The organism is Stenotrophomonas sp. LM091 (assembly GCF_001806305.1).
GTDB lineage: Bacteria > Pseudomonadota > Gammaproteobacteria > Xanthomonadales > Xanthomonadaceae > Stenotrophomonas > Stenotrophomonas bentonitica_A.
The window spans coordinates 1,869,714-1,889,379 of the sequence record NZ_CP017483.1 but is presented as its reverse complement, the minus strand read 5'-3'; the positions used below and the strand labels follow the sequence as shown (position 1 = coordinate 1,889,379).

The 19,666-nt window shown below is 66.8% G+C and carries 22 protein-coding genes; 10 read left to right on the top strand and 12 right to left on the bottom strand.

The features are described 5' to 3' along the window. Positions 1-125: 125 nt before the first annotated feature. The 3 genes from BIZ42_RS08230 (at position 126) to BIZ42_RS08220 (ending at position 3,507) form a co-directional block, all read left to right on the top strand. Positions 126-1,628, top strand: a complete 1,503-nt coding sequence (locus BIZ42_RS08230; RefSeq protein ID WP_046273049.1) for a peptide MFS transporter — start codon at positions 126-128, stop codon at positions 1,626-1,628. Positions 1,629-1,636: 8 nt separating this feature from the next. Continuing rightward, positions 1,637-2,245, top strand: coding sequence for a thioredoxin family protein (locus BIZ42_RS08225; RefSeq protein ID WP_070426129.1), 609 nt, complete (start codon positions 1,637-1,639; stop codon positions 2,243-2,245). A 119-nt stretch (positions 2,246-2,364) separates the two neighbouring features. Beyond that, complete coding sequence (locus BIZ42_RS08220; protein WP_070426128.1) at positions 2,365-3,507, top strand: hypothetical protein; 1,143 nt, start codon at positions 2,365-2,367, stop codon at positions 3,505-3,507. Positions 3,508-3,511: 4 nt separating this feature from the next. Here the strand turns inward: BIZ42_RS08220 and BIZ42_RS08215 are convergent, their stop codons facing one another. Beyond that, on the bottom strand, positions 3,512-4,000 hold the full coding sequence (locus BIZ42_RS08215; protein ID WP_026070113.1) for a MarR family winged helix-turn-helix transcriptional regulator: 489 nt from the start codon (positions 3,998-4,000) through the stop codon (positions 3,512-3,514). Between the two features lie 127 nt (positions 4,001-4,127). On the opposite strand from BIZ42_RS08215, the gene hppD reads away from it, so the two are divergent. Beyond that, entirely contained in the window at positions 4,128-5,243 is a 1,116-nt protein-coding gene (gene hppD / locus BIZ42_RS08210; protein WP_070426127.1) for a 4-hydroxyphenylpyruvate dioxygenase, read from the top strand. Between the two features lie 119 nt (positions 5,244-5,362). Beyond that, positions 5,363-6,664 (top strand): homogentisate 1,2-dioxygenase, encoded by a 1,302-nt coding sequence (gene hmgA / locus BIZ42_RS08205; protein ID WP_019185285.1) that lies wholly within the window; start codon positions 5,363-5,365, stop codon positions 6,662-6,664. Between the two features lie 8 nt (positions 6,665-6,672). Here hmgA and BIZ42_RS08200 read toward each other — a convergent pair whose 3' ends face one another. From BIZ42_RS08200 to BIZ42_RS08190, 3 genes are all read right to left on the bottom strand, one after another. After that, complete coding sequence (locus BIZ42_RS08200; protein WP_083279819.1) at positions 6,673-6,900, bottom strand: hypothetical protein; 228 nt, start codon at positions 6,898-6,900, stop codon at positions 6,673-6,675. Positions 6,901-6,968: 68 nt separating this feature from the next. Beyond that, the gene (locus BIZ42_RS08195; RefSeq protein ID WP_070426125.1) at positions 6,969-7,436 is read right to left on the bottom strand and encodes a hypothetical protein; all 468 of its coding nucleotides are present in this window, start codon (positions 7,434-7,436) and stop codon (positions 6,969-6,971) included. Between the two features lie 140 nt (positions 7,437-7,576). After that, entirely contained in the window at positions 7,577-8,107 is a 531-nt protein-coding gene (locus tag BIZ42_RS08190; RefSeq protein ID WP_070426124.1) for a hypothetical protein, read from the bottom strand. Between the two features lie 129 nt (positions 8,108-8,236). Between BIZ42_RS08190 and BIZ42_RS08185 the strand changes: the two genes are divergently transcribed. Both BIZ42_RS08185 and BIZ42_RS08180 read left to right on the top strand, forming a co-directional pair. Further along, a complete protein-coding gene (locus BIZ42_RS08185; RefSeq protein ID WP_070426123.1) occupies positions 8,237-8,845 on the top strand; it encodes a hypothetical protein in 609 nt (202 codons plus the stop codon). A gap of 100 nt (positions 8,846-8,945) precedes the next feature. Then, entirely contained in the window at positions 8,946-9,902 is a 957-nt protein-coding gene (locus BIZ42_RS08180) for a sodium:calcium antiporter (protein ID WP_070426122.1), read from the top strand. 84 nt (positions 9,903-9,986) lie between these two features. Here the strand turns inward: BIZ42_RS08180 and BIZ42_RS08175 are convergent, their stop codons facing one another. The 8 genes from BIZ42_RS08175 to BIZ42_RS08140 form a co-directional block, all read right to left on the bottom strand. Continuing rightward, positions 9,987-10,400: a Na+/H+ antiporter subunit G gene (locus BIZ42_RS08175; RefSeq protein ID WP_070426121.1), complete on the bottom strand. Its 414-nt coding sequence runs from the start codon at positions 10,398-10,400 to the stop codon at positions 9,987-9,989. Further along, on the bottom strand, positions 10,397-10,681 hold the full coding sequence (locus BIZ42_RS08170; protein WP_019185292.1) for a K+/H+ antiporter subunit F: 285 nt from the start codon (positions 10,679-10,681) through the stop codon (positions 10,397-10,399). The genes BIZ42_RS08175 and BIZ42_RS08170 overlap by 4 nt, the downstream gene beginning before the upstream one ends. Next, positions 10,678-11,184: a Na+/H+ antiporter subunit E gene (locus BIZ42_RS08165; RefSeq protein WP_070426120.1), complete on the bottom strand. Its 507-nt coding sequence runs from the start codon at positions 11,182-11,184 to the stop codon at positions 10,678-10,680. Before BIZ42_RS08165 ends, BIZ42_RS08170 begins: the two co-directional genes overlap by 4 nt. After that, a complete protein-coding gene (locus BIZ42_RS08160) occupies positions 11,181-12,716 on the bottom strand; it encodes a monovalent cation/H+ antiporter subunit D (RefSeq protein WP_046273052.1) in 1,536 nt (511 codons plus the stop codon). The genes BIZ42_RS08165 and BIZ42_RS08160 overlap by 4 nt, the downstream gene beginning before the upstream one ends. Next, on the bottom strand, positions 12,713-13,096 hold the full coding sequence (locus BIZ42_RS08155) for a Na+/H+ antiporter subunit C (protein WP_019185295.1): 384 nt from the start codon (positions 13,094-13,096) through the stop codon (positions 12,713-12,715). Before BIZ42_RS08155 ends, BIZ42_RS08160 begins: the two co-directional genes overlap by 4 nt. Beyond that, positions 13,096-15,921: a monovalent cation/H+ antiporter subunit A gene (locus BIZ42_RS08150; RefSeq protein ID WP_070426119.1), complete on the bottom strand. Its 2,826-nt coding sequence runs from the start codon at positions 15,919-15,921 to the stop codon at positions 13,096-13,098. Before BIZ42_RS08150 ends, BIZ42_RS08155 begins: the two co-directional genes overlap by 1 nt. Positions 15,922-16,280: 359 nt before the next feature. Next, positions 16,281-16,760 carry an Mpo1-like protein gene (locus tag BIZ42_RS08145; RefSeq protein WP_070426118.1) on the bottom strand — a complete coding sequence of 160 codons (480 nt, stop codon included), beginning with the start codon at positions 16,758-16,760 and terminating at the stop codon, positions 16,281-16,283. Positions 16,761-16,945: 185 nt separating this feature from the next. Beyond that, positions 16,946-17,872 (bottom strand): phosphoribosylaminoimidazolesuccinocarboxamide synthase, encoded by a 927-nt coding sequence (locus BIZ42_RS08140; RefSeq protein WP_019185298.1) that lies wholly within the window; start codon positions 17,870-17,872, stop codon positions 16,946-16,948. 143 nt (positions 17,873-18,015) lie between these two features. Here BIZ42_RS08140 and BIZ42_RS08135 point away from each other — a divergent pair, with 143 nt between their 5' ends. From BIZ42_RS08135 to BIZ42_RS08125, 3 genes are read left to right on the top strand one after another with little or no spacing between them, the layout of a single operon-like run. Then, entirely contained in the window at positions 18,016-18,345 is a 330-nt protein-coding gene (locus BIZ42_RS08135; protein WP_019185299.1) for a DnaJ domain-containing protein, read from the top strand. Positions 18,346-18,387: 42 nt separating this feature from the next. Beyond that, positions 18,388-19,065 carry a ribulose-phosphate 3-epimerase gene (gene rpe / locus BIZ42_RS08130; protein WP_070426117.1) on the top strand — a complete coding sequence of 226 codons (678 nt, stop codon included), beginning with the start codon at positions 18,388-18,390 and terminating at the stop codon, positions 19,063-19,065. 12 nt (positions 19,066-19,077) lie between these two features. Then, positions 19,078-19,560: a GNAT family N-acetyltransferase gene (locus BIZ42_RS08125; RefSeq protein WP_070427482.1), complete on the top strand. Its 483-nt coding sequence runs from the start codon at positions 19,078-19,080 to the stop codon at positions 19,558-19,560. The last annotated feature ends 106 nt before the right edge of the window (positions 19,561-19,666 follow it).

Genomic DNA, 19,666 nt, shown 5'->3' with positions numbered 1-19,666 from the left:
AGCGACCATGCTGCCAGCGGTACACATCAGCGTGTATTTGACGTGAACGTGGTTGGTCTGGGATTCTCCCGCGCTGCTTTCGCACATCGGACGTGCATGTCTTCCACCGAACCCAGGAATCCCGCATGAGCGTAGACGCCGCCGCGAAATCCGTTCCCGATCCGGCGCTGCCGGAGTTCAAGACCACGCTGGGCCATCCGCGCCCGTTGTGGATGCTGTTCATGACCGAATTCTGGGAACGCTTTGCGTTCTACGGGATCCGCTGGGCCCTGGTGCTGTACATCGTCGCGCAATTCTTCGACGGTGATTCGGCCGGCCAGGCCGCGGCCAGCCGGACCTACGGCGCCTACCTGGCGCTGGTCTACGCCGCCGCCATCTTCGGTGGCTACGTCGCCGACCGGGTGCTGGGCTACCAGCGTTCCATCCTGACCGGCGCGGTGATCATGGCCGCCGGCCTGTTCATGGTCGCGATGCCCAACAAGGAAATCTTCGAGCTGGGCCTGGCCACGATCATCATCGGCAACGGCCTGTTCAAGCCCAACATCTCGACCATGGTCGGCAAGCTGTACGGCCTGAAGGATGAGCGCCGCGACTCGGGCTTCACCATCTTCTACATGGGCATCAACATCGGCGCGATGATCGCCCCGGTGCTGACCCAGTATCTGGCCGAGCGCGTGTTCGGCACGCAGGCGATGCCGTCCTACAAGATGGTCTTCATCGCCTCGGGCATCGGCATGCTGATCAGCCTGGCCTGGTTCTACGTCGGCCGTGCCGGCCTGAAGGGCATTGGCGCCCCGCCGGCCGGTGCCGAAGGCTACGGCCGCATCGTGATGGTGTTCATCGGCGCGATCGTGGCGATCCCGGTGGCCTTCTTCCTGCTCTCCACCGGCGCCACCGCGCTGGCCTGGATCCTGGGTGTGATGTTCATCGCCCTGGCGATCCTGCTGCTGGTCGAAGGCATCCGCGAAGGCAAGGTCCAGCGTGACCGCGTGATCGCCATGCTGATCATCTTCACCTTCAACGTGATGTTCTGGATGTTCTTCGAACAGGCCGGCAGCTCGTTCACCTTCCTGGCCGACAACATCGTCAACCGCAACCTGGGCGGCTGGGAATTCCCGACCGCCTGGTTCCAGTCGGTCAACTCGGTGGCGATCATCACCCTGGCCCCGATCATTGCCTGGATCTGGATCAAGCTGGGCCGCGCCAATCCGTCGATCCCGCGCAAGTTCGGCCTGGGCCTGCTGTTCAACGGTGCGGCGTTCGCGCTGCTGATGGTGGCGCTGTCGAGCATGGTCGTGGACGGCAAGATTCCGTTCTGGACGCTGTTCATGGTCTACGTCATCCAGTCCATCGGTGAGCTGTGCCTGTCGCCGATCGGCCTGTCGATGGTGACCAAGCTGGCCCCGGTGCGCCTGGTCGGCTTCGGCATGGGCGGCTGGTTCCTGTCCACCGGCATCGGCAACAACATGTCCGGCATCTTCGCCGGCGTGGTCAGCGGCGAAGGCGGCATGACCGTGGAATCGGCCCTGAAGGGTTACACCTTCGGCTTCTGGGCGTTGATCATTTCCGGCGTGGTGCTGTTCCTGGTCGCCCCGCTGATCAACAAGCTGATGCACGGCGTCAAGTGAGGACCGCGATGCGCATGAAAGCAGCGGCAATGTCGATGATCGTGGCCGGCCTGCTGGCCGCCTGTTCGCCGTCGTCGGCGCCCACCGCTGCGCCTGCGCAGCCGCTGGACACCTCCGAGCAGAAAACCCCGGTCGCCGATCCCGGCGCACCGGTGGCCTCGGGCAACACCCCGGCCGCGGCGGACATCGCCGCGATCGCGGCGCTCAACGCCCAGTTCGATCCTGCGCGTGATCCGGTCGCCGATCTGGCCACAGCCAAGGTCGAGGCCCAGCGCGGTGGCAAGCGGATCATCCTGGATGTGGGCGGCGAGTGGTGCCCGTGGTGCCATCTGATGGACGGGTTCATCGAAGGCGATGCGGAGATCCGCAGCTTCCGCGATGCCAACTACGTCTGGATGAAGGTCAACTACAGCGAAGAAAACGAGAACGCGGCGTTCCTGTCGCAGTTCCCGGCAGTGAAGGGCTACCCGCACCTGTTCGTGCTCGACGCCGACGGCACGCTGCTGCACTCGCAGTTCACCGGCGAGCTGGAAGCGGACAAGGGGCAGAAGAAGGGCTATGACCGTGGCCGCTTCTTCGCCTTCCTCAAGCAATGGGCGCCACCGAAGGCGTCGTGATCGAAGAGGCCGCGGATTCCGCGGCCTTTTTTTGCGCTCAATTTGTCGGCCACCCTGCCGCTACCTCCAAGGACCTCATGCCGCGCTGTTCGTGGCGGGCAACCGACGGAATTGGACGCATGCAGCCGGGCACCAGTGACACCCCCACCGATGTTTCCCTCGATGCGCCGGCCGGCGTGAGCCTGCCGTCGGTGGATGTGCTGCTGGACGACCAGACCGCGCCGGATGCGCTCGATGGCGAGGGCGGGACGCCGGCGCCGGGTGCGATCCGCTACCGCCTGCCGATGGTCTCCGTGCCCGGCAACGTGCTGCTCAAGGCCGCGGTGCAGAAACTGGTCGAGCAGAAGGCGCAGCTGGACGCGCTGGCGCGCCAGGGCAGCCTGATCGGCCTGATCCCGGCCGAGTGGCAGGGATCAGGCGTCCGTGGCGTGGACCTGCAGGGCTTCGTGCTGAGCGTGGTCCCGTTCCTGCACAACGCCAGCAAGGACGAAACCGCCCCGGCGCGCGTGCCGCTCAGGCATGTACTCGGTGATGCCGGCCGCTGGGACCAGCACGACGTCGAAGAACCCAAATCGCTGGCGTTCTTCCTGGCCAGCGACGATCGCGCCAGTGCCGGTACGAAGGACCCTGCCGAGGTGTATCTGGTCGGTGCGCTCGGCCTGGCCTGGGCGCACGAGGGGCGTACCCGCCCCGGCTTCCTGCGTGCGATGGGCTACGACAGCATGGCCGCGCGCGTGCACCTGCTGCCGTACCCGGCGCCGGCGCAGCTGGCGCTGTACAGCGTGACCGCGCACGGGGTGACGCAGCTCTGGTGCGTGCTGGATCGCCGCAAGGTGCGCCCGCTGCTGGCGCCGTGGCTCAGCGTGCCGCTGCTGACCGCCTATGGGGTCACCCCCCCGCAGAGCTGGCCGACCAGCTTCCCGGCGGTGGATGAGGTGGCCGCGATGCTGGCTGCCGCGCGTGGCGGCAAGGGGCCGGTCGAAGCGGACCTGGGCAAGGTCGCCGCCAAGGTCGCCCAGGACGCCTCCGGCGAAGCATGGATGCCGGTCAGCCTGCTCCAGGTCGGCACGTGGTCACCGCGCTGGCGCTACTTCATGGCGACCTTCATCGGTCTGCCATCCCTGTTGCTGGTGGTGGCCGCGCTGGCCTTGCCCGGGGCGATCGAAGCGGCCGCCGTGGCGGCCTCGCTGGGGTTCGCCGGCGGTGCGATCGGCGCCCTGGCCGCGCCCTGGGTGCATGCGCGGCGCAAACACCTGAGCTGAGGCGCTACTCGTCCATCCGCTGCAGGCCTTCGCCGGCCAGGCGCAGGATCAGCGTTTCCAGCATCTGTTCCTCTTCCTCGCTGAGCACGGACATCAGCTTGCGGGTGATGTCGATCACCAGCGGGGCGATGGTTTCATACACCTCGAAACCGGCCGCCGACAGCGCCAGCACCGAGCGGCGCCGGTCGTCGCCATGGGTTTCACGCTTGATGAAGCCCCGCTCGAGCAGTCTGGCCACGGCGCGGCTGACCGCGACCTTGTCCATCGCGGTGCGATCGGACACCTCGCTGGCCGACGAGCCCGGGTACAGCGCCAGGACCGTGATCACCCGCCACTCGGGGATCGCCAGCCCATAACGGTCCCCATACAGCTTGGCGATGTTGCCGCTGACACGGTTGGACAGAACGCTCAGCCGATACGGCAGGAACTGCTCCAGATCGAGCAGGGCGTGCGAGGCGCGGATGCTGTGACTGCTGGGATCGGGCGGGCTCATGTTGCGGTGCACCTTGATGGTGGTTTCATGTGAAACTATAACCTACGTTCCGGACTCCGCATTCTCGCGGGTCTGCCTTCCTACCGCACCTGGTTTTTTCCGATGCGGACTGCTTTGGAGCCACAGCATGACCAGCCAAACGAGCACCGCGTCCTACGCACCCGATCCGGGCATGCAGGTCACCACCTTCGAAAACCCGATGGGCATCGATGGGTTCGAGTTCGTCGAGTTCGCCGCCCCGGCCGGCCGTGGCGCCGAACTGCACGACTATTTCCGCAAGATGGGCTTCACCGCCGTGCTGCGCCACAAGCAGCGTGCGATCACAGTCTATCGCCAGGGCGACGTGAACTTCCTGGTCAATGAAGAGCCGGACTCGTTCGCCTCGGATTTCGCCGAAAAGCACGGCCCGTGCGCCTGCGGTTTCGCGATCCGCTTCAAGAAGCCGGGCGACGAGGTCTACCAGATGGCCCTGGGCAACGGCGCCGAAGCGATCGACTTCAAGCCTGACACCCGCGCCGTCGCCGCCCCGATCATCAAGGGCATCGGCGACTGCATGCTGTACCTGGTCGACCGTTACGGCGCCAACGGCAGCATGTTCGATACCGATTACGCGCCGATCGAGGGCGTGGACCCGCGCCCGAAGGGCTTCGGCCTGACCTTCATCGATCACCTGACCCACAACCTGTACTTCGGCAACATGCAGCAGTGGTCGGATTACTACGAGCGGCTGTTCAACTTCCGCGAGATCCGCTACTTCGACATCAAGGGACTCAAGACCGGCCTGGTGTCCAAGGCGATGACCGCGCCGGATGGCATCGTGCGCATTCCGCTCAACGAATCCTCCGATCCGAAGAGCCAGATCAACGAATACCTCGACGCCTACAAGGGCGAGGGCATCCAGCACATCGCCTGCTTCACCGAGAACATCTACGAGACCGTGGAAGCGATGCGCGCCCAGGGCGTGGAGTTCCTGGACACGCCGGAGACGTATTTCGACGTGATCGACATGCGCGTGCCCAACCACGGTGAAGACGTGGCCCGACTGGCGAAGAACAAGATCCTGATCGATGCCGATCCGGAGACCAAGCAGCGCAAGCTGCTGCAGATCTTCACCACCAACTGCATCGGCCCGATCTTCTTCGAGATCATCCAGCGCAAGGGCAACGAAGGGTTCGGCGAAGGCAACTTCACCGCGCTGTTCGAGAGCATCGAGCGCGACCAGATGAAGCGCGGCGTGCTGTAAGACGCGCGCTGTAACGCACCGGCAGCTGCCCGCGTTACGCTGCAACGATGGCATCGGCGTCCGCGCCGGTGCCATCGGCTGTACTCCCTTGCCATCCACGCCTCCGGCGGAGCAGGACCATGAACAACCCGATGTCATCGCGCGGCTACCAGACCGGTTTCGGCAACGAGTTCGCCACCGAGGCGGTGCCTGGTGCGCTGCCGGTGGGGCAGAACTCCCCGCAGCGTGTCGCCCATGGCCTGTATGCCGAACAGCTGTCCGGCACCGCATTCACCGCGCCGCGCGGCAGCAACCGCCGCAGCTGGGTGTACCGCATCCGCCCCGCGGTGACCCACGGCGAGTTCACCCCCTTCGCCCAGCCGCACCTGCACGGTGACTTCGCGCAGGGCGCGGTCTCGCCCAACCAGCTGCGCTGGGATCCGTTGCCGCTGCCGGGTACGCCCACGGATTTCGTCGAGGGGCTGTACACGATGGGCGGCAACGGTTCGCCCGACGCCCACCATGGCGTGGGCATCCACCTGTATGCGGCCAACCGCGACATGCAGGGCCGCTACTTCTACAACGCCGATGGCGAGCTGCTGATCGTTCCGCAGCTCGGCCGCCTGCGCCTGCTCACCGAAATGGGTGTGATCGAGATCGAACCGCAGCAGATCGCGGTGATCCCGCGGGGCGTGCGCTTCCGGGTCGAACTGCCCGATGGCGATGCACGCGGCTACGTCTGCGAGAACTTCGGCGCCCTGCTGAAGCTGCCCGACCTGGGCCCGATCGGGTCCAATGGCCTGGCCAATCCGCGCGACTTCGAGACGCCCCACGCCGCATTCGAGAACGTCGATGGCGCGTTCGAACTGATCGCCAAGTTCGAGGGCCAGCTATGGCGCGCGGACATCGATCATTCGCCGCTGGACGTGGTCGCCTGGCACGGCAACTACGCGCCGTACCGCTATGACCTGCGCCGCTTCAACACGATCGGCTCGATCAGCCACGACCACCCCGATCCATCGATCTTCCTGGTGCTGCATTCGCCCAGTGATACAGCGGGCACCAGCAACATGGACTTCGCGATCTTCCCACCGCGTTGGCTGGTCGCGCAGAACACGTTCCGCCCGCCGTGGTTCCACCGCAACATCGCCAGCGAGTTCATGGGCCTGATCCACGGTGCCTACGATGCCAAGGCCGAAGGCTTCGTGCCCGGCGGTGCTTCACTGCACAACTGCATGAGCGGCCACGGCCCGGACGCGGCGACCTTCGAGAAGGCCTCCGCCGCAGACCTGAGCAGACCGGACGTGATCAAGGACACCATGGCCTTCATGTTCGAAACCCGCGGCGTGATCCGCCCGACCGCCCAGGCCATGGCGGCAGCGCACCGCCAGCGCGGGTACCAGCACTGCTGGCAGGGCTTGAAGGCGAATTTCTCGGGATAAGTGGGCGCTCAGCTGCCGTCCGACCTGCGGGTAGGCAACACGCGGTCAATGTAAACGTCGTTGCCGTTGCGTTGGTAGGCGATCAGATACCGGCCATCGCGCGTTGCATACAGGAACGCCCCTTTGATGGCATCGAGGCGGTAGACCGCCGGGCCATCCAGGGCCTCTCCTTCGTTCTCGATCGCATCGTCTCGCGCTACGGCTGCGATGAACAGACGCGGTTCCGGCAGTGCCATGGCGCGCTCGAAGGCGGCAACAAGTTGTTGGGTTCTATCCTCAAGGGCCAGCCTGCCCCACGCAACCGTCATTTCGTGGACGGGCGGCGCTTCAATGCCGTTTGCAACTCGTCACCGAGTCGCGTTTTCAGCGCCGCCATGTGCAGGTGCGCATCGGTACCGGACAGTGCCGGCCGTGAATCCGCGCGCGCTTCAGCCACTGCTTCACGGATGCGTTCCAGATAGGCCGAGTCTTCATGCAGCTGCTTCAGCATCCGAGCCCGATCCGGTCGCGAGCGGCGCGGGGGCTCGGCGCCAGCCGTCGCCGAGGCGTCTACGCGATAGCGTGTGATCCCCAACCGGGCCAGGACACGTGCGGCCGCCGCGACGCCAGAGAAAATGCGCGGCGTCCCATCTTTGGTGGCCAACGCACGGTCGCTGTTCTCCAGGGCGAAGGTGACAACGTAGCCTCCCGCTTCCGCGGTCACCGTCGTTTCGCGCAGGCTTCCGGCGTCGGCGAGTTCCCGGGCAGTCGCCAGTTTGATCGTTTCGACCATGATCGACTCCCACTTAACTGTTATTTGGGAATCATATATTAGTAAAACCTCACTGGCGGGTAGGGCTCCTACCCTGCGCGCAGCTTCTTGCCGCGTCCAATTCAATGTCCTCATCGAAACCGGATCCGGTCACTACAGCCTCAAACCGCCGCGATCTGGAACCGCTCGGCATGCGCCGTCGGCAGCACCTCCAGCAACCGCTGCCGCACCCGTTCGGCGTAGCCGGTCGAGGTCAGCCCGGGCAGCGCCTCCAGCGCGGCGTGCAGTGCGGCCATGACCGCGTCGTCGCTGCGGGCCTGCTGCAGGGTGTGGAACAGCGCCGCCGCCTGCGGATGGCGCTGCAGTTCCAGGATGTCGAGCAGGTAGATCCGCGCGGCGACCAGCGAGCGGCGGCGTTCGGTCACCGGGGCCAGCGCCGCGGTCTGCATCACGCTGGGCGCGGGCGCGGCGGGGGCGACAACGGTGCCCTCCGCGGCCGCACTGGACACCAGATACCCGCTCTGGATCAGCTGGATCACCATCGCCGGGGTCTCCGGGCCCACCAGCTGGCCCAGCTGGACCAGATCACGCTGGCCATCGCACAGGATCAACAGCCGGCGCTGGCGCATGTCCAGCGGAGCGCGGTGGGCCTGCAGCGCGGTGCGGGCGAGGTCGGTCTTCTGCGGTTGCATGGGGGCGGGGTCGATGCGGTGCAGGCCGAGCCTGAACGCGGCAGGTGAAACGCCGATGACAACGACAGTGTGCATGCCGCCCACACGGCGCACGCGCTAGGCTGCGCCCATTCACCGGGAGATGCAGGCATGAAACAGCTGGGAAGCGTGATGGCACTCGGGATGGTGCTCGCCTTGGCCGCGTGCGGACGCGCGCCGGAAACCCCGTCCAGCGACGCCGAGGCAGCGGTGCCTGCGCCGGCAGCGGACACCGCGCCCAGCGCGCCCGCCACGGCGGCATCGGGCACGCCAACAGCGGGCCCGGCACGCCTGGACGGCTACGGCCCCGTCGCGTTGGGCAGTACGCTGGAGGAGGTCCGCGCGGCTTGGAAAGAACCGCTGCAGGGCGAGGTCGCCGACGACTACTGCCATGCGCTGCGACCCGAAGGCGCACAGGCCGAGGACGTCATTTTCATGATCGAGGGCAAGCGCCTGGTCCGCTATGACGTGCGCAACGACCGCACCGTCGCCCCCGGTGGCGGCAAGGTCGGCATGTCGCTGGGCCAGCTGCAGACGCTGTACCCCGACCGCGGCGATCTGACCCCGCACAAGTACGACGCGCAGGGCCACAACCTGCGCGTGCGCCCGGCGGCCGAGGGCGGTGCGCTGATCAACTTCGAGATCAACGGCGATGGCAACGTGACCGCGTGGCGCGTTGGCAAGACACCGCAGGTCGACTACGTGGAAGGCTGTTCCTGAGCCACCGCTACCGCCCTGGCCCGGGTGCCGGGGCGGGCGTTCACCGTTCGGGCCGGGCGGGCCCTAGAATCGGCCCACATCCGTCACCGGGGAGCACCAGATGATCGCTGCCACTGTTTGGTTCGTGCTGGGCCTGGTGCTGTTGGCACTGGGCGGGGACAGCATCGTCCGCGCCGCCTCCGGGCTGGCCCAGCGCTTTGGCGCCTCACCGTTCGTGGCCGGGCTGCTGCTGGTGGCCTTCGGCACCTCGCTGCCGGAACTGGTGGTCAACGCCCGCGCCTTCGTGGTCGGGGCGGAAGAACTCGCGCTGGGCAACGCGGTGGGCAGCAACATCGTCAATGTCGGCCTGACCCTGGGGCTGGCGGCGCTGGCCGCACCGCTGCTGGTCCGTGCGCGCCTGCTCTCGCCGCTGCTGGTGTGCCTGGCGGCGGCAAGCCTGCTGCTGATCCTGTTCGGCCTGGATGGCGTCATCGCGCGCTGGGAAGGGGCGGTTCTGCTGCTCGCCTTCGTCGGGCTGCTGGTGTTCCTGCTGCGCCGTGCGCGGTTGGAATCCGAGCCGGTGCGCGAGGCCATCGCCGGCTATGCCATGACCCGCACCGGGCTGTTCCTGAACCTCCTGCGGCTGCTGTTCGCGGCGCTCTGCCTGTATGTCGGCGCGCGCTGGGTTGTGCAGGCCGCGCCGGTGTTCGGCGCCGGGCTGGGCTGGTCGCCGTTGCTGGTTGGCCTGTTGCCGGTGGCGATCGGCACCGCATTGCCCGAAGTGGCGGCGGCGATCGCGGCAGCGCGGCGTGGGCAGGGTGACATGGTGCTGGGCCATGTGATCGGCTCGAGCCTGTTCAACCTGCTGGTGGTGGTCGGCGGCATGGCTGCCCTGCGCCCGCTGGCGCTGCCCGCATCGTTCGTGAAACTGGAGCTGCCGGCGGCGATCGCCTTCGTGCTGGTGCTCTATCCCATGCTGCGCGGTGACCTCACCATCAGCCGCCGCGAAGGCGCGGTGCTGGTGGTGGCCTTCGTCGGGTGGATCGCGCTGGAGCTGGCGTTGATCGGCAGCGTGTGAGGTTGACGGCCAACCGTTGAAGCAGCCGGCCAGCGGCCGGCCCTACCGTTTCACAGGCGTGTTGCAGCCGACCAACGGTCGGCTCTACTGGCTATCCCGGGAAACGGGGGCCTTGGCATCGTCGGTCTCGTCCTCGCGGCGCGGTTCCGGCGGCGGCAGCTGTTCTTCCTTGGCGGTCTTGTGCCCCGGCAGCTCTGGCCGGGTTTCCATCAGCAGCGACAGCGCCGCCTTGGCCATCATGTGCGCGCTGATCGGCGCGGTGATGAACAGGAACACGGTGATCAGCAGCTCGCGCGGCTGCGGATCCTCGCCGAGGAAGATGTGGTAACACACCGAGCCGACCAGCACGCAGCCCACGCCCAGCGTGCTGGCCTTGGTCGGTGCGTGCAGCCGCTTGAAGAAGGTGGACAGCTTCACCAGGCCCAGCGCGCCGACCAGGATGAAGAAGCAGCCGAACAGCAGCAGGATCGACAGCACGATCTGGATGAAGGTGATCATTCGACGATGTCCCGGCGCAGCACGAACTTGCTCAGCACCACCGTGCTGCCGAAACCGAGCATGGCGATGATCAGCGCGGCTTCGAAATACACCGCCGAGTTGAGGTACATGCCGAACAGCATCAGCTCGGCGATCGCCGTCACCGACAGCGTGTCCAGGGCGAGGATGCGGTCGGGCACGGTCGGGCCGCGCAGCAGGCGCCAGGTGGCCAGCAGCATGGCCAGGCCGACCACGTGCATGCACACCACCATCGTGGTCTGGATGAACATATGTCCGGTCATGGGAAGATCTCCATCAGCGGGGCTTCGTAGCGGGATTTGATCTGCCGGATCAGCTCGTCCGGATCATCAAGGTGCAGCACATGCACCAGCAGATACCTGCGGTCATCGGACAACGCCGCCGAAACCGTGCCCGGGGTGAGCGTGATCATGCTGGTCAGCGCGGCGATGCCGTGGATGTTGGCGATATCCAGCGGCAGCCAGATGAAACCGGGATGGATGCGCCGCTCCGGCCCCAGCACCTGGATCGCCACCCGGATGTTGGACACCAGGATGTCCCACAGGGTCACGAACAGCAGCTTGGGCAGCGGGCGGAGCGAGCCGATGCGGGCGAACTCGCGATCCAGCCGCGCGGCGAACAGCGGCACCACCACGCCCAGGATCATGCCGAGCACGATCTGGCCGAGGGTGAAGCTGTCGGACATCAGCAGCCAGAACACCACGACCATCACGCTCAGCGAGGGCGAGGGCAGCACGCGTTTGTAGAGGGAAGGCTTGCGCGTCATGGCTGGCGGATCTCCGGCGTGGTGGCGCGCAGCTCACCCACGTAGTCCTGCGGCTGCAGCAGCTGGGTGGCCATCGCATCGGTGTGCTGCATCAGCGGGCCGGCGAACACGCTCATCGCGATGCCGTAGCTGAGCAGCAGCGCCGCGGCGAACAGCTCCACGGTGCGCGTGGGCGCCTTGCGCGGTTTGGGGGCGCCTTCTTCGACCACCGGCACCCGCCAGAACAGGCGGATGCCGCCGCGGGTCAGGCCGATGATCACCATCAGGCTGCTGCCCAGCACCGCGGCCCAGACCGCCCAGGTGTACTGCGCCGGCATGCCGGCCAGCAGGGCCGCCTTGGCCAGGAAGCCGGACAGCGGCGGCAGGCCGGCCACCGAGACGGCGCCGATCAGGAACAGCACCGCCGGCGTTTCCTTGCCCGGCATCGGCGCGATGATTTCCTTCCTGTCGCTGGCACCGCCGCGGCGGCGGCGGATCAGATCGGCAATGAGGAACAGCGCGGCAGCCACGAAGGTACTGTGCGGCAGGTAGTACAGGCCGGCCGAGAGCACTTCGGGTGTGCGCACCGAGAAGGCGATGAACAGCGTCGCTGCCGAGACCACCACCAGGTAGGAAATCAGCACGCGCAGGCGCGCCGCGGCCAGGACACCCAGGCCGCCCAGCACCAGCGTGGCCACGCCTGCCCAGAGCAGCCACTGGCTGCCGTAGCCGGCCATCGGGCCGGCACCGTCGCCGAACCACAGGGTGCTGACCCGCAGCACTGCATAGAGGCCGACCTTGGTCATGATCGCGAACAGGGCGGCCACGGCAGCCGGCGCACGCGCGTAGGCTTCGGGCAGCCACAGGTACAGCGGCATCAGCGCGGCCTTGCTGCAGAACACCAGCAGCAACAGCCCCATGGTCGCCTTGACCAGGGTCAGGTGCGATGCCGGCACTTCGGCGATGCGCTGGGACAGCTCGGCCATGTTGAGCGAGCCCAGCGAGGCGTACAGCAGGCCGAGTGCGATCAGGAACAGGGTCGAGGCGGTGACGTTGAACACCACGTAGTGCAGGCCGATGCGCATGCGCAGGCCGCGCCCGCCGCTGAGCAGCAGGCCGTAGGAGGCGATCAGCATCACCTCGAAGAACACGAACAGATTGAAGATGTCGCCGGTCAGGAACGCGCCGTTGAGGCCGACCAGCTGGAACTGGAACAACGCATGGAAGTGCGGCGCGCGCCGGTCCCAGCCCGAGCAGGCGTGCAGCAGGCAGGGGATGGCCAGCAGCAGGGTGGTCACCAGCATCCATGCCGAGAGGCGGTCGGCCACCAGCGCGATGCCCAGCCGCGAGGGCCAGTCGCCCAGCAGGTACACCGCGATGCTGCCATCGGCGGTCTGCGCGAACAGCAGTGCGACCGCCGCGGCGAGCGCGGTCAGCGTGGTCCACGCCACCGTGCGCTGCACCTTCGGCCCGTAGCGGCGGTGCTCGACGAACAGCGAGCAGGCCGCGCCGAACAGGGGAATCAGGATGGGCAGGATCACCGCATGGTTCATGCGCCGCCCTCCCGGCCCGGCGCGGTATCGGCAGGCAGCTCTTCTTCTTCGTGCGCGTCCACGTGGTCGCTGTGGTTGTCGCTGCGGCTGCGCATGGCCAGCACGATGCTGACCGCGGTCATCGCAAACGCGATCACGATGGCGGTGAGCACCAGCGCCTGCGGCAGCGGATCGGTGTAGTTGCCCAGGTCGCTGTCGATGCCCTCACGCAGCACCGGCGCCTTGCCCTGCACCAGCCGGCCGCCGGCGAAGATCAGCAGGTTGGTCGCATACGACAGGAAGGTCATGCCGAGGATCACATCGAAGCTGCGCGCGCGCAGCAACAGGTAGATGCCGATCGCGCTCAGTACGCCGATGGCGCTTGCCAGGGCCAGTTCCATCAGTGCATCTCCCCGGTTTTTGCCGAACGGCGGGTGGGATCGATCTCGCCTTTGCGGGCGTTGCGGGTGCGCGAGGGCTTGATCGTGCCCATCATCGAGAGCATCAGCATCACGCCGCCGAACACCACCAGGTACACGCCGGTATCAAAGCCGATCGCACTGGCCAGCGGCACCTCGCCGATCAGCGGAATGTGCAGGTCCAGATGGCCGCTGGTCAGGAACGGCACGCCGAACAGCATCGAGGCGCAGCCACTGAGGATGGCGATCAGCAGACCGGCACCGATGCAGCGGATGTAATCGAAGCCGAAGCGCGATTCCACCGAAGTGGTGCCCTGGATGACGTACTGGATCAGCAGCGGCACGGCCAGCACCAGGCCGGCGATGAAGCCGCCGCCGGGCGCGTTGTGGCCGCGCAGGAACAGGAAGATCGAAACGGTCAGGGTCAGCGGGAACATGATCTGGGCCAGATCGGCCGGCACCGGCAGCTTGATCGGCGGGCCGGGCATGATCTGCTCCGGTGCCATCCGCGAGCGGCGCAGCATGGCGTGCACCACCAGCGCGGCGATGCCGAACACGGTGATCTCACCGAAGGTATCAAAGCCACGGAAGTCGACCAGGATCACGTTGACCACGTTCTGCCCATAGGCCTCCGGCAGCGCACGTGCCAGCAGCTCGCCGGCCATGGTGTTGGGCGGCAGGGTCATGGCGGTGTACGCCATCGCAGCCAGGCCACCACCGGCGACGATCGCGATCACCGCATCGCGCCGCTTGCGCCAGACCGACTTCTCCGGCGGCGACTGGATCGGCAGGTAGTTCATGCCCAGCAGCATCAGCACCAGGGTGACCATCTCCACCAGCAGCTGGGTCAGGGCCAGATCCGGCGCGGACAGGAACACGAAGGTCAGCGACACCATCAGGCCGACGCCACCGACTACCAGCACCGCCAGCAAACGCTGCCGGTAGACGAACAGCGCGCCCAGCGCGCAGGCCATCATCACCAGCCACAGAGCCCAGCCCAGCAGCGGGATCGGCTGCGGCGAGGGCCAGTTGGGCGAGGCGGGATGGGCCACGAACGGGGCGGCGGCGACGATCACCGCCACCACCACCAGCGCCATCAGCATGCGCTGCAGGCTGCCGTTGGCCAGGCCCTGGGTGAGCCGGTGGGCGAAGCCGAACACCAGGTCCAGCTGCTTGTGGAAAATGTTGCGGCCGATGCTGCGGCTGACCACCGCGTGCAGGTCGATCAGGCGGCGCAGGCCGAAGTACAGCGCGATGCCCCCGACCACACCGGCTGCGCTCATCGCCAGCGGCATGTTGAACCCGTGCCAGACCGAGAGGCTGTAAGCCGGCATCGCCGGGCCGAGGATGGACGAGGCGGCGGCGTGCAGTACCGGGGCGATGGTGATCGCCGGCGCAACGCCGACGGCCACGCAGACCACCACCAGGATCTCCACCGGCACCTTCATGAAGCGCGGCGGCTCATGCGGGACGCGGTCCAGATCGTGCGGCCCCTTGCCGAAGAAGGTGTCGTGCACGAAGCGCAGGCTGTAGGCCACACCGAACACGCCGGCCAGCAGCGCGGCGATCGTCATGGCGATGCGCATCGCCTCCGGCCCGGCGGTCAGGGCTTCGGCGAACAGCATTTCCTTGGACAGGAAGCCGTTGAGCAGCGGGATGCCCGCCATGGCCAGCGAAGCGATGATCGCCAGCGCGCTGGTGATGGGCATCAGCTTTCGCAGTCCTCCCAGCTTGCGCATGTCGCGGGTACCGGTTTCATGGTCGATGATGCCGGCGGCCATGAACAGCGAGGCTTTGAAGGTGGCGTGGTTGAGGATGTGGAACACACCGGCCACCACCGCCATCGGCGCGGACAGGCCGAACAGCATCGTGATCAGGCCCAGGTGGGAGATCGTCGAATAGGCGAGCAGGCCTTTGAGGTCATGCTGGAAGATCGCGTTCCAGGCACCGATCAACAGGGTGATCGCACCGATCCCGCTGACCGTATAGAAGAACAGGTCGGTGCCGGCCAGCGCCGGGTGCAGTCGGGCCAGCAGGAAGACGCCGGCTTTGACCATCGTGGCCGAGTGCAGGTAGGCCGAGACCGGCGTCGGCGCGGCCATCGCGTGCGGCAGCCAGAAGTGGAACGGGAACTGGGCGCTCTTGGTGAAGATGCCGGCCAGGACCAGGAACAGCGCATAGGGATACAGCGAACTGGCGCGGATCAGATCGCCGGCGGCGAGCACGGCATCCAGTTCGAAGCTGCCGACGATGCGGCCGATCAACAGCACGCCGCCGAGCAGGGCCAGGCCGCCGCCGCCGGTGACCACCAGGGCCATCCGGGCGCCCTCGCGGGCGTCCTGGCGGTGCGACCAGAAGCCGATCAGCAGGAACGAGCTGATGCTGGTCATTTCCCAGAACACCATCAGCAGCAACAGGTTGCCCGACAGCACCATGCCCAGCATGGCGCCCATGAACAGCAGCAGGTAGCAGTAGAAGCGGTGGGCGCTGTCGCGGGCACTGAGGTAGTAGTGGGCGTACATCACCACCAGTGCGCCGATCGCCAGCACCATCCCGGCGAACATCCAGGCCAGGCCATCCAGGCGCAGCGAGAAGGCCAGGCCGATCTGCGGTATCCACTCCCCGTAACTGCGGACGATGCCGCCGTCCATGATCGCCGGGGTCATCGTCGCCAACAGCGCCAGTCCCCCCAGCGGAGCGGCCGCGGCTACCCAGGCGGCCGTGGAGCGGGAGGTGCGGCGGAATGAAGCGACAGCCACTGCCATCAGGAAGGGCAGGGCGAGCAGCAGGAGCAGACTAGGATTCATGCAGGGAATGCGGGATTCACGAGCAGGCCGTTCAGTCTAACAGGCAGGCAATTGCTGCCGATACACCCGAATACGCCCTCAATTGCATGTAACGTGCACTGATTCATTTTTTCCGGGCAGCGCCCGGCCCCATTCGGGTCCGTCGGCGGCCGTATGGAAGCCCGCTGGTGACTTTGCCGACTGTGGCCTCCCGACGCCTGTGGAAACGGATCCGGAACCAGGCGTCGCAGGGGCTGCGGGGCCGAAACGGTGTGCACGAAGATGAACGGTGGCCGTCGCTCGAAAGGCCACTGGGGACGATGCTGGAGGGTGCGGCGTGGAGTGCCGGTGAGTGTCCGCGCTCGTTCAGGAAAAGCGGGTCAGTAGCGCCAGTCCATCCGGCGATAGAGCTTGGCCAATACCCACAGGGGGCCAATCAGCAGGTAGACCAGATCGGTCAGGAAGCTCGGCTTGCGGCCTTCGTGCTTGTGGCCGATGAACTGCGCCACCCACGCCACGGCAAAAAGCCCCAGCGCCAGCCAGAACAGGTTCACCAGGCCGATCTCGGCTTCCAGCAGCCGGCAGACGCAGCCGCTGACGAAGAAGAACGCGAGCATGCCGTAGCCCAGCGTGCGCGAAAGACGGTTGTAGAAGCACCAGGCGGCGAACATCGCCAGGCCGGCCCAGATCCCGTTCTGGAACCAGGTGATCAGCGGCGGCAGGCACCACAGCAGGGCGATGACCGACCACGCGATCGCCGGGACGGCCAGGACGTGGATGCGCTGGTTCAGCACATTGCGGTGGTCGTCGGAATAGCTGGCGAAGTAGCGGTCGATCGGGCGTGCGACGGTGGTGGCCATGGTCCCTCCCAGGATCTGCAGAGCATACCGCCCCGGGCGGGCGGAGCCGACCGCTGGTCGGCTTGCGCTCACCCAGACGATGCCCCTCGCGCTGCACGCGATAGGCCACCAACGTCCGCGGCAGTCGACCAACGGTCGACTCTACGGCCGGGACCCCCGGCCATCACGGCCGGGGCGCAGGCGAATCAGTCGACCGAGATCCCGGCCAGGCGCTGCAGCGCCTCGGCGTACTTGGCGCGGGTACGTTCGATGATCTCGGCCGGGATGCTCGGGCCGGGCGCGGTCTTGCCCCAGTCCAGCGTCTCCAGGTAATCGCGGACGAACTGCTTGTCGTAGCTTGGCGGGCTGGTGCCCACCTCGTACTCGTCGGCCGGCCAGTAGCGCGAGGAATCCGGGGTCAGCATCTCGTCCATGATGTACAGACGGCCATCGGCATCGGTGCCGAACTCGAACTTGGTGTCGGCCAGGATGATGCCGCGCTCGCGCGCATAGTCGGCGGCGAAGGCGTAGATGCGCAGGGTCGCATCGCGTACGCGCTCGGCCAGGTCCGCACCGACCGCCTTCACCATCGCATCGAAATCGATGTTCTCGTCATGGTCGCCGACGGCGGCCTTGGTCGAGGGGGTGAAGATCGGTTCGGGCAGCTGCTCGGCCTGGCGCAGGCCGTCAGGCAGCTCGATGCCGCTGATCTTGCCGGTGCGCTGGTAGTCCTTCCAGCCACTGCCGATCAGGTAGCCGCGGGCGATGGCCTCGACCGGGACCGGCTTGAGCTTGCGGGTGACCACCGCGCGCTTGGCGTACAGCGCCGGATCGACACCCTCGGGCAGCACGCTGGCGACATCGATGCCGGTCAGGTGGTTGGGCATCAGGTGCGCGGTCTTGGCGAACCAGAAGTTCGAGACCTGGCAGAGCATTTCGCCCTTGCCGGGGATCGGGTCGGGGAGCACCACGTCGAAGGCTGACAGACGGTCGGTCGCGACCATCAGCAGGTAGTCCCCCGGCGGAGTGCCGGCGGGGAGCCGGTCGCGCGGAATGTCGAAAACATCACGCACCTTGCCGCGATGGCGCAAGGGCAGGCCGGGGAGATCGGATTGCAACAACGTGGTCGGCACGGGCACTCCTGAGGCTTCGTCATGACAGCTGTCCAGGGGACCCGGAGGGCCCGCACAGACAGCGGGCGGCCTAGTGTAAAGCGGGTTGGGCCCGCTGTGACGTAAAATGAGGATCCTTTGTCGCCTCGGCTGCCCAGACCACCATGCGCTGGTACGGAAAACTGCTCGGATTCATCGCTGGCGCCCTGTTGTTCAGGCCCAATCCGCTATTCGGGGCCGCGTTCGGGCTGTTGCTGGGGCATGCCTTCGACGCCGACTGGTTCCGGCTGAACAGGGAAAATCCCTACCGTGAGCTGGGGCTGACCTCCGAGGCGACCGATGCCGAGATCGACCTGGCCTACCGCCGGCTGATGTCCCAGTACCACCCCGACAAGGTGGTCGGCGCCGCCCCGGAGCTGCGCCAGCAGGCCGAGCGCAAGTCGCGCCAGCTCAATGCCGCCTATGACCGCATCAAGACCCTGCGCAAGCGCTGATTCCGCGCGGCGCCCCCTTTCAACATCCTGAAGGTCCCGGCCATGTCCAACTGCATCATTGCTCCCTCCATCCTGTCCGCCGATTTCGCCCGCCTGGGCGAGGAAGTGGACAACGTGCTCGCGGCCGGCGCCGACTGGGTGCATTTCGATGTGATGGACAACCACTATGTGCCGAACCTGACGATCGGCCCGCTGGTCTGCCAGGCGCTGCGCAAGCATGGCGTGACCGCACCGATCGACGTGCACCTGATGGTCGAGCCGGTGGACCGCATCATTCCGGATTTCGCCGAGGCCGGCGCGACCTACATCAGCTTCCATCCGGAGGCGAGCCGCCACGTGCACCGCACCATCCAGCTGATCCGTTCGCTGGGCTGCAAGCCGGGCGTGGTGCTCAATCCGGCCACGCCGGTGGACATCCTGGACTGGGTGCTCGATGACCTGGACCTGGTGCTGGTGATGTCGGTCAACCCGGGCTTCGGCGGCCAGGCCTTCATTCCCTCGGCGCTGGACAAGGTGCGCGCGATCCGCAAGAAGATCGATGCCAGCGGCAAGGACATCCGCCTGGAGATCGACGGTGGCGTGAAGGCCGACAACATCGGTGCCATCGCGGCGGCCGGTGCGGATGCGTTCGTGGCCGGCTCGGCGATCTTCAATGCGAAGACCAGCTACCAGGACATCATCGCGCAGATGCGCGGCAACGTCGCCGCGGCGCGGGGCTGAGCCATGGGTTCGGTGGCTGCCGTGACCATCCGCGTGGCCACCGCCGAGGATGCGGGGCGGATCCTGCGCTTCATCCGCGAGCTGGCGATCTACGAAAGGGCCGAGTTGTCGGTGCAGACCGACGAAGCGGGCATCCGCGCGAGCCTGTTCGGGCCGGAAGCGAAAGCGCACGCGCTGATCTGCGAGGCCGACGGCGTGGCCATCGGGTATGCGGTGTATTTCTACAATTACTCGACCTGGCTGGGCCGCAACGGGATCTACCTGGAAGACCTGTACGTGAGCCCGGAACGGCGCGGCAGCGGGGCCGGCAAGGCACTGCTGCAGCACATCGCACGGATCGCGGTGGCCGAAGGCTGCGGCCGGTTCGAGTGGTCGGTGCTGGACTGGAATGAACCGGCGATCCAGTTCTACCAGGCCGCCGGTGCGAAGCCGCAAAGCGAGTGGACGGTGTATCGGATGGAAGGCGAGGCATTGCGGACCTTCGCCGAAGGCTGAGCACCCGGTAGAGCCGACCGTTGGTCGGCTGCCCTCCCGGCGGCAAAAAAAAGACCGCACCCTTGCAGATGCGGCCCCGGGAACAGCGGGAGGCTGATCCTGCCTC

Coding starts and splice junctions, on each gene's coding strand:
- BIZ42_RS08230 (WP_046273049.1), top strand. CDS start 126: ATGAGCGTAGACGCCGCCGCGAAATCCGTTCCCGATCCGGCGCTGCCG.
- BIZ42_RS08225 (WP_070426129.1), top strand. CDS start 1,637: ATGCGCATGAAAGCAGCGGCAATGTCGATGATCGTGGCCGGCCTGCTG.
- BIZ42_RS08220 (WP_070426128.1), top strand. CDS start 2,365: ATGCAGCCGGGCACCAGTGACACCCCCACCGATGTTTCCCTCGATGCG.
- BIZ42_RS08215 (WP_026070113.1), bottom strand. CDS start 4,000: ATGAGCCCGCCCGATCCCAGCAGTCACAGCATCCGCGCCTCGCACGCC.
- hppD (WP_070426127.1), top strand. CDS start 4,128: ATGACCAGCCAAACGAGCACCGCGTCCTACGCACCCGATCCGGGCATG.
- hmgA (WP_019185285.1), top strand. CDS start 5,363: ATGAACAACCCGATGTCATCGCGCGGCTACCAGACCGGTTTCGGCAAC.
- BIZ42_RS08200 (WP_083279819.1), bottom strand. CDS start 6,900: ATGGCACTGCCGGAACCGCGTCTGTTCATCGCAGCCGTAGCGCGAGAC.
- BIZ42_RS08195 (WP_070426125.1), bottom strand. CDS start 7,436: ATGGTCGAAACGATCAAACTGGCGACTGCCCGGGAACTCGCCGACGCC.
- BIZ42_RS08190 (WP_070426124.1), bottom strand. CDS start 8,107: ATGCAACCGCAGAAGACCGACCTCGCCCGCACCGCGCTGCAGGCCCAC.
- BIZ42_RS08185 (WP_070426123.1), top strand. CDS start 8,237: ATGAAACAGCTGGGAAGCGTGATGGCACTCGGGATGGTGCTCGCCTTG.
- BIZ42_RS08180 (WP_070426122.1), top strand. CDS start 8,946: ATGATCGCTGCCACTGTTTGGTTCGTGCTGGGCCTGGTGCTGTTGGCA.
- BIZ42_RS08175 (WP_070426121.1), bottom strand. CDS start 10,400: ATGATCACCTTCATCCAGATCGTGCTGTCGATCCTGCTGCTGTTCGGC.
- BIZ42_RS08170 (WP_019185292.1), bottom strand. CDS start 10,681: ATGACCGGACATATGTTCATCCAGACCACGATGGTGGTGTGCATGCAC.
- BIZ42_RS08165 (WP_070426120.1), bottom strand. CDS start 11,184: ATGACGCGCAAGCCTTCCCTCTACAAACGCGTGCTGCCCTCGCCCTCG.
- BIZ42_RS08160 (WP_046273052.1), bottom strand. CDS start 12,716: ATGAACCATGCGGTGATCCTGCCCATCCTGATTCCCCTGTTCGGCGCG.
- BIZ42_RS08155 (WP_019185295.1), bottom strand. CDS start 13,096: ATGGAACTGGCCCTGGCAAGCGCCATCGGCGTACTGAGCGCGATCGGC.
- BIZ42_RS08150 (WP_070426119.1), bottom strand. CDS start 15,921: ATGAATCCTAGTCTGCTCCTGCTGCTCGCCCTGCCCTTCCTGATGGCA.
- BIZ42_RS08145 (WP_070426118.1), bottom strand. CDS start 16,760: ATGGCCACCACCGTCGCACGCCCGATCGACCGCTACTTCGCCAGCTAT.
- BIZ42_RS08135 (WP_019185299.1), top strand. CDS start 18,016: ATGCGCTGGTACGGAAAACTGCTCGGATTCATCGCTGGCGCCCTGTTG.
- rpe (WP_070426117.1), top strand. CDS start 18,388: ATGTCCAACTGCATCATTGCTCCCTCCATCCTGTCCGCCGATTTCGCC.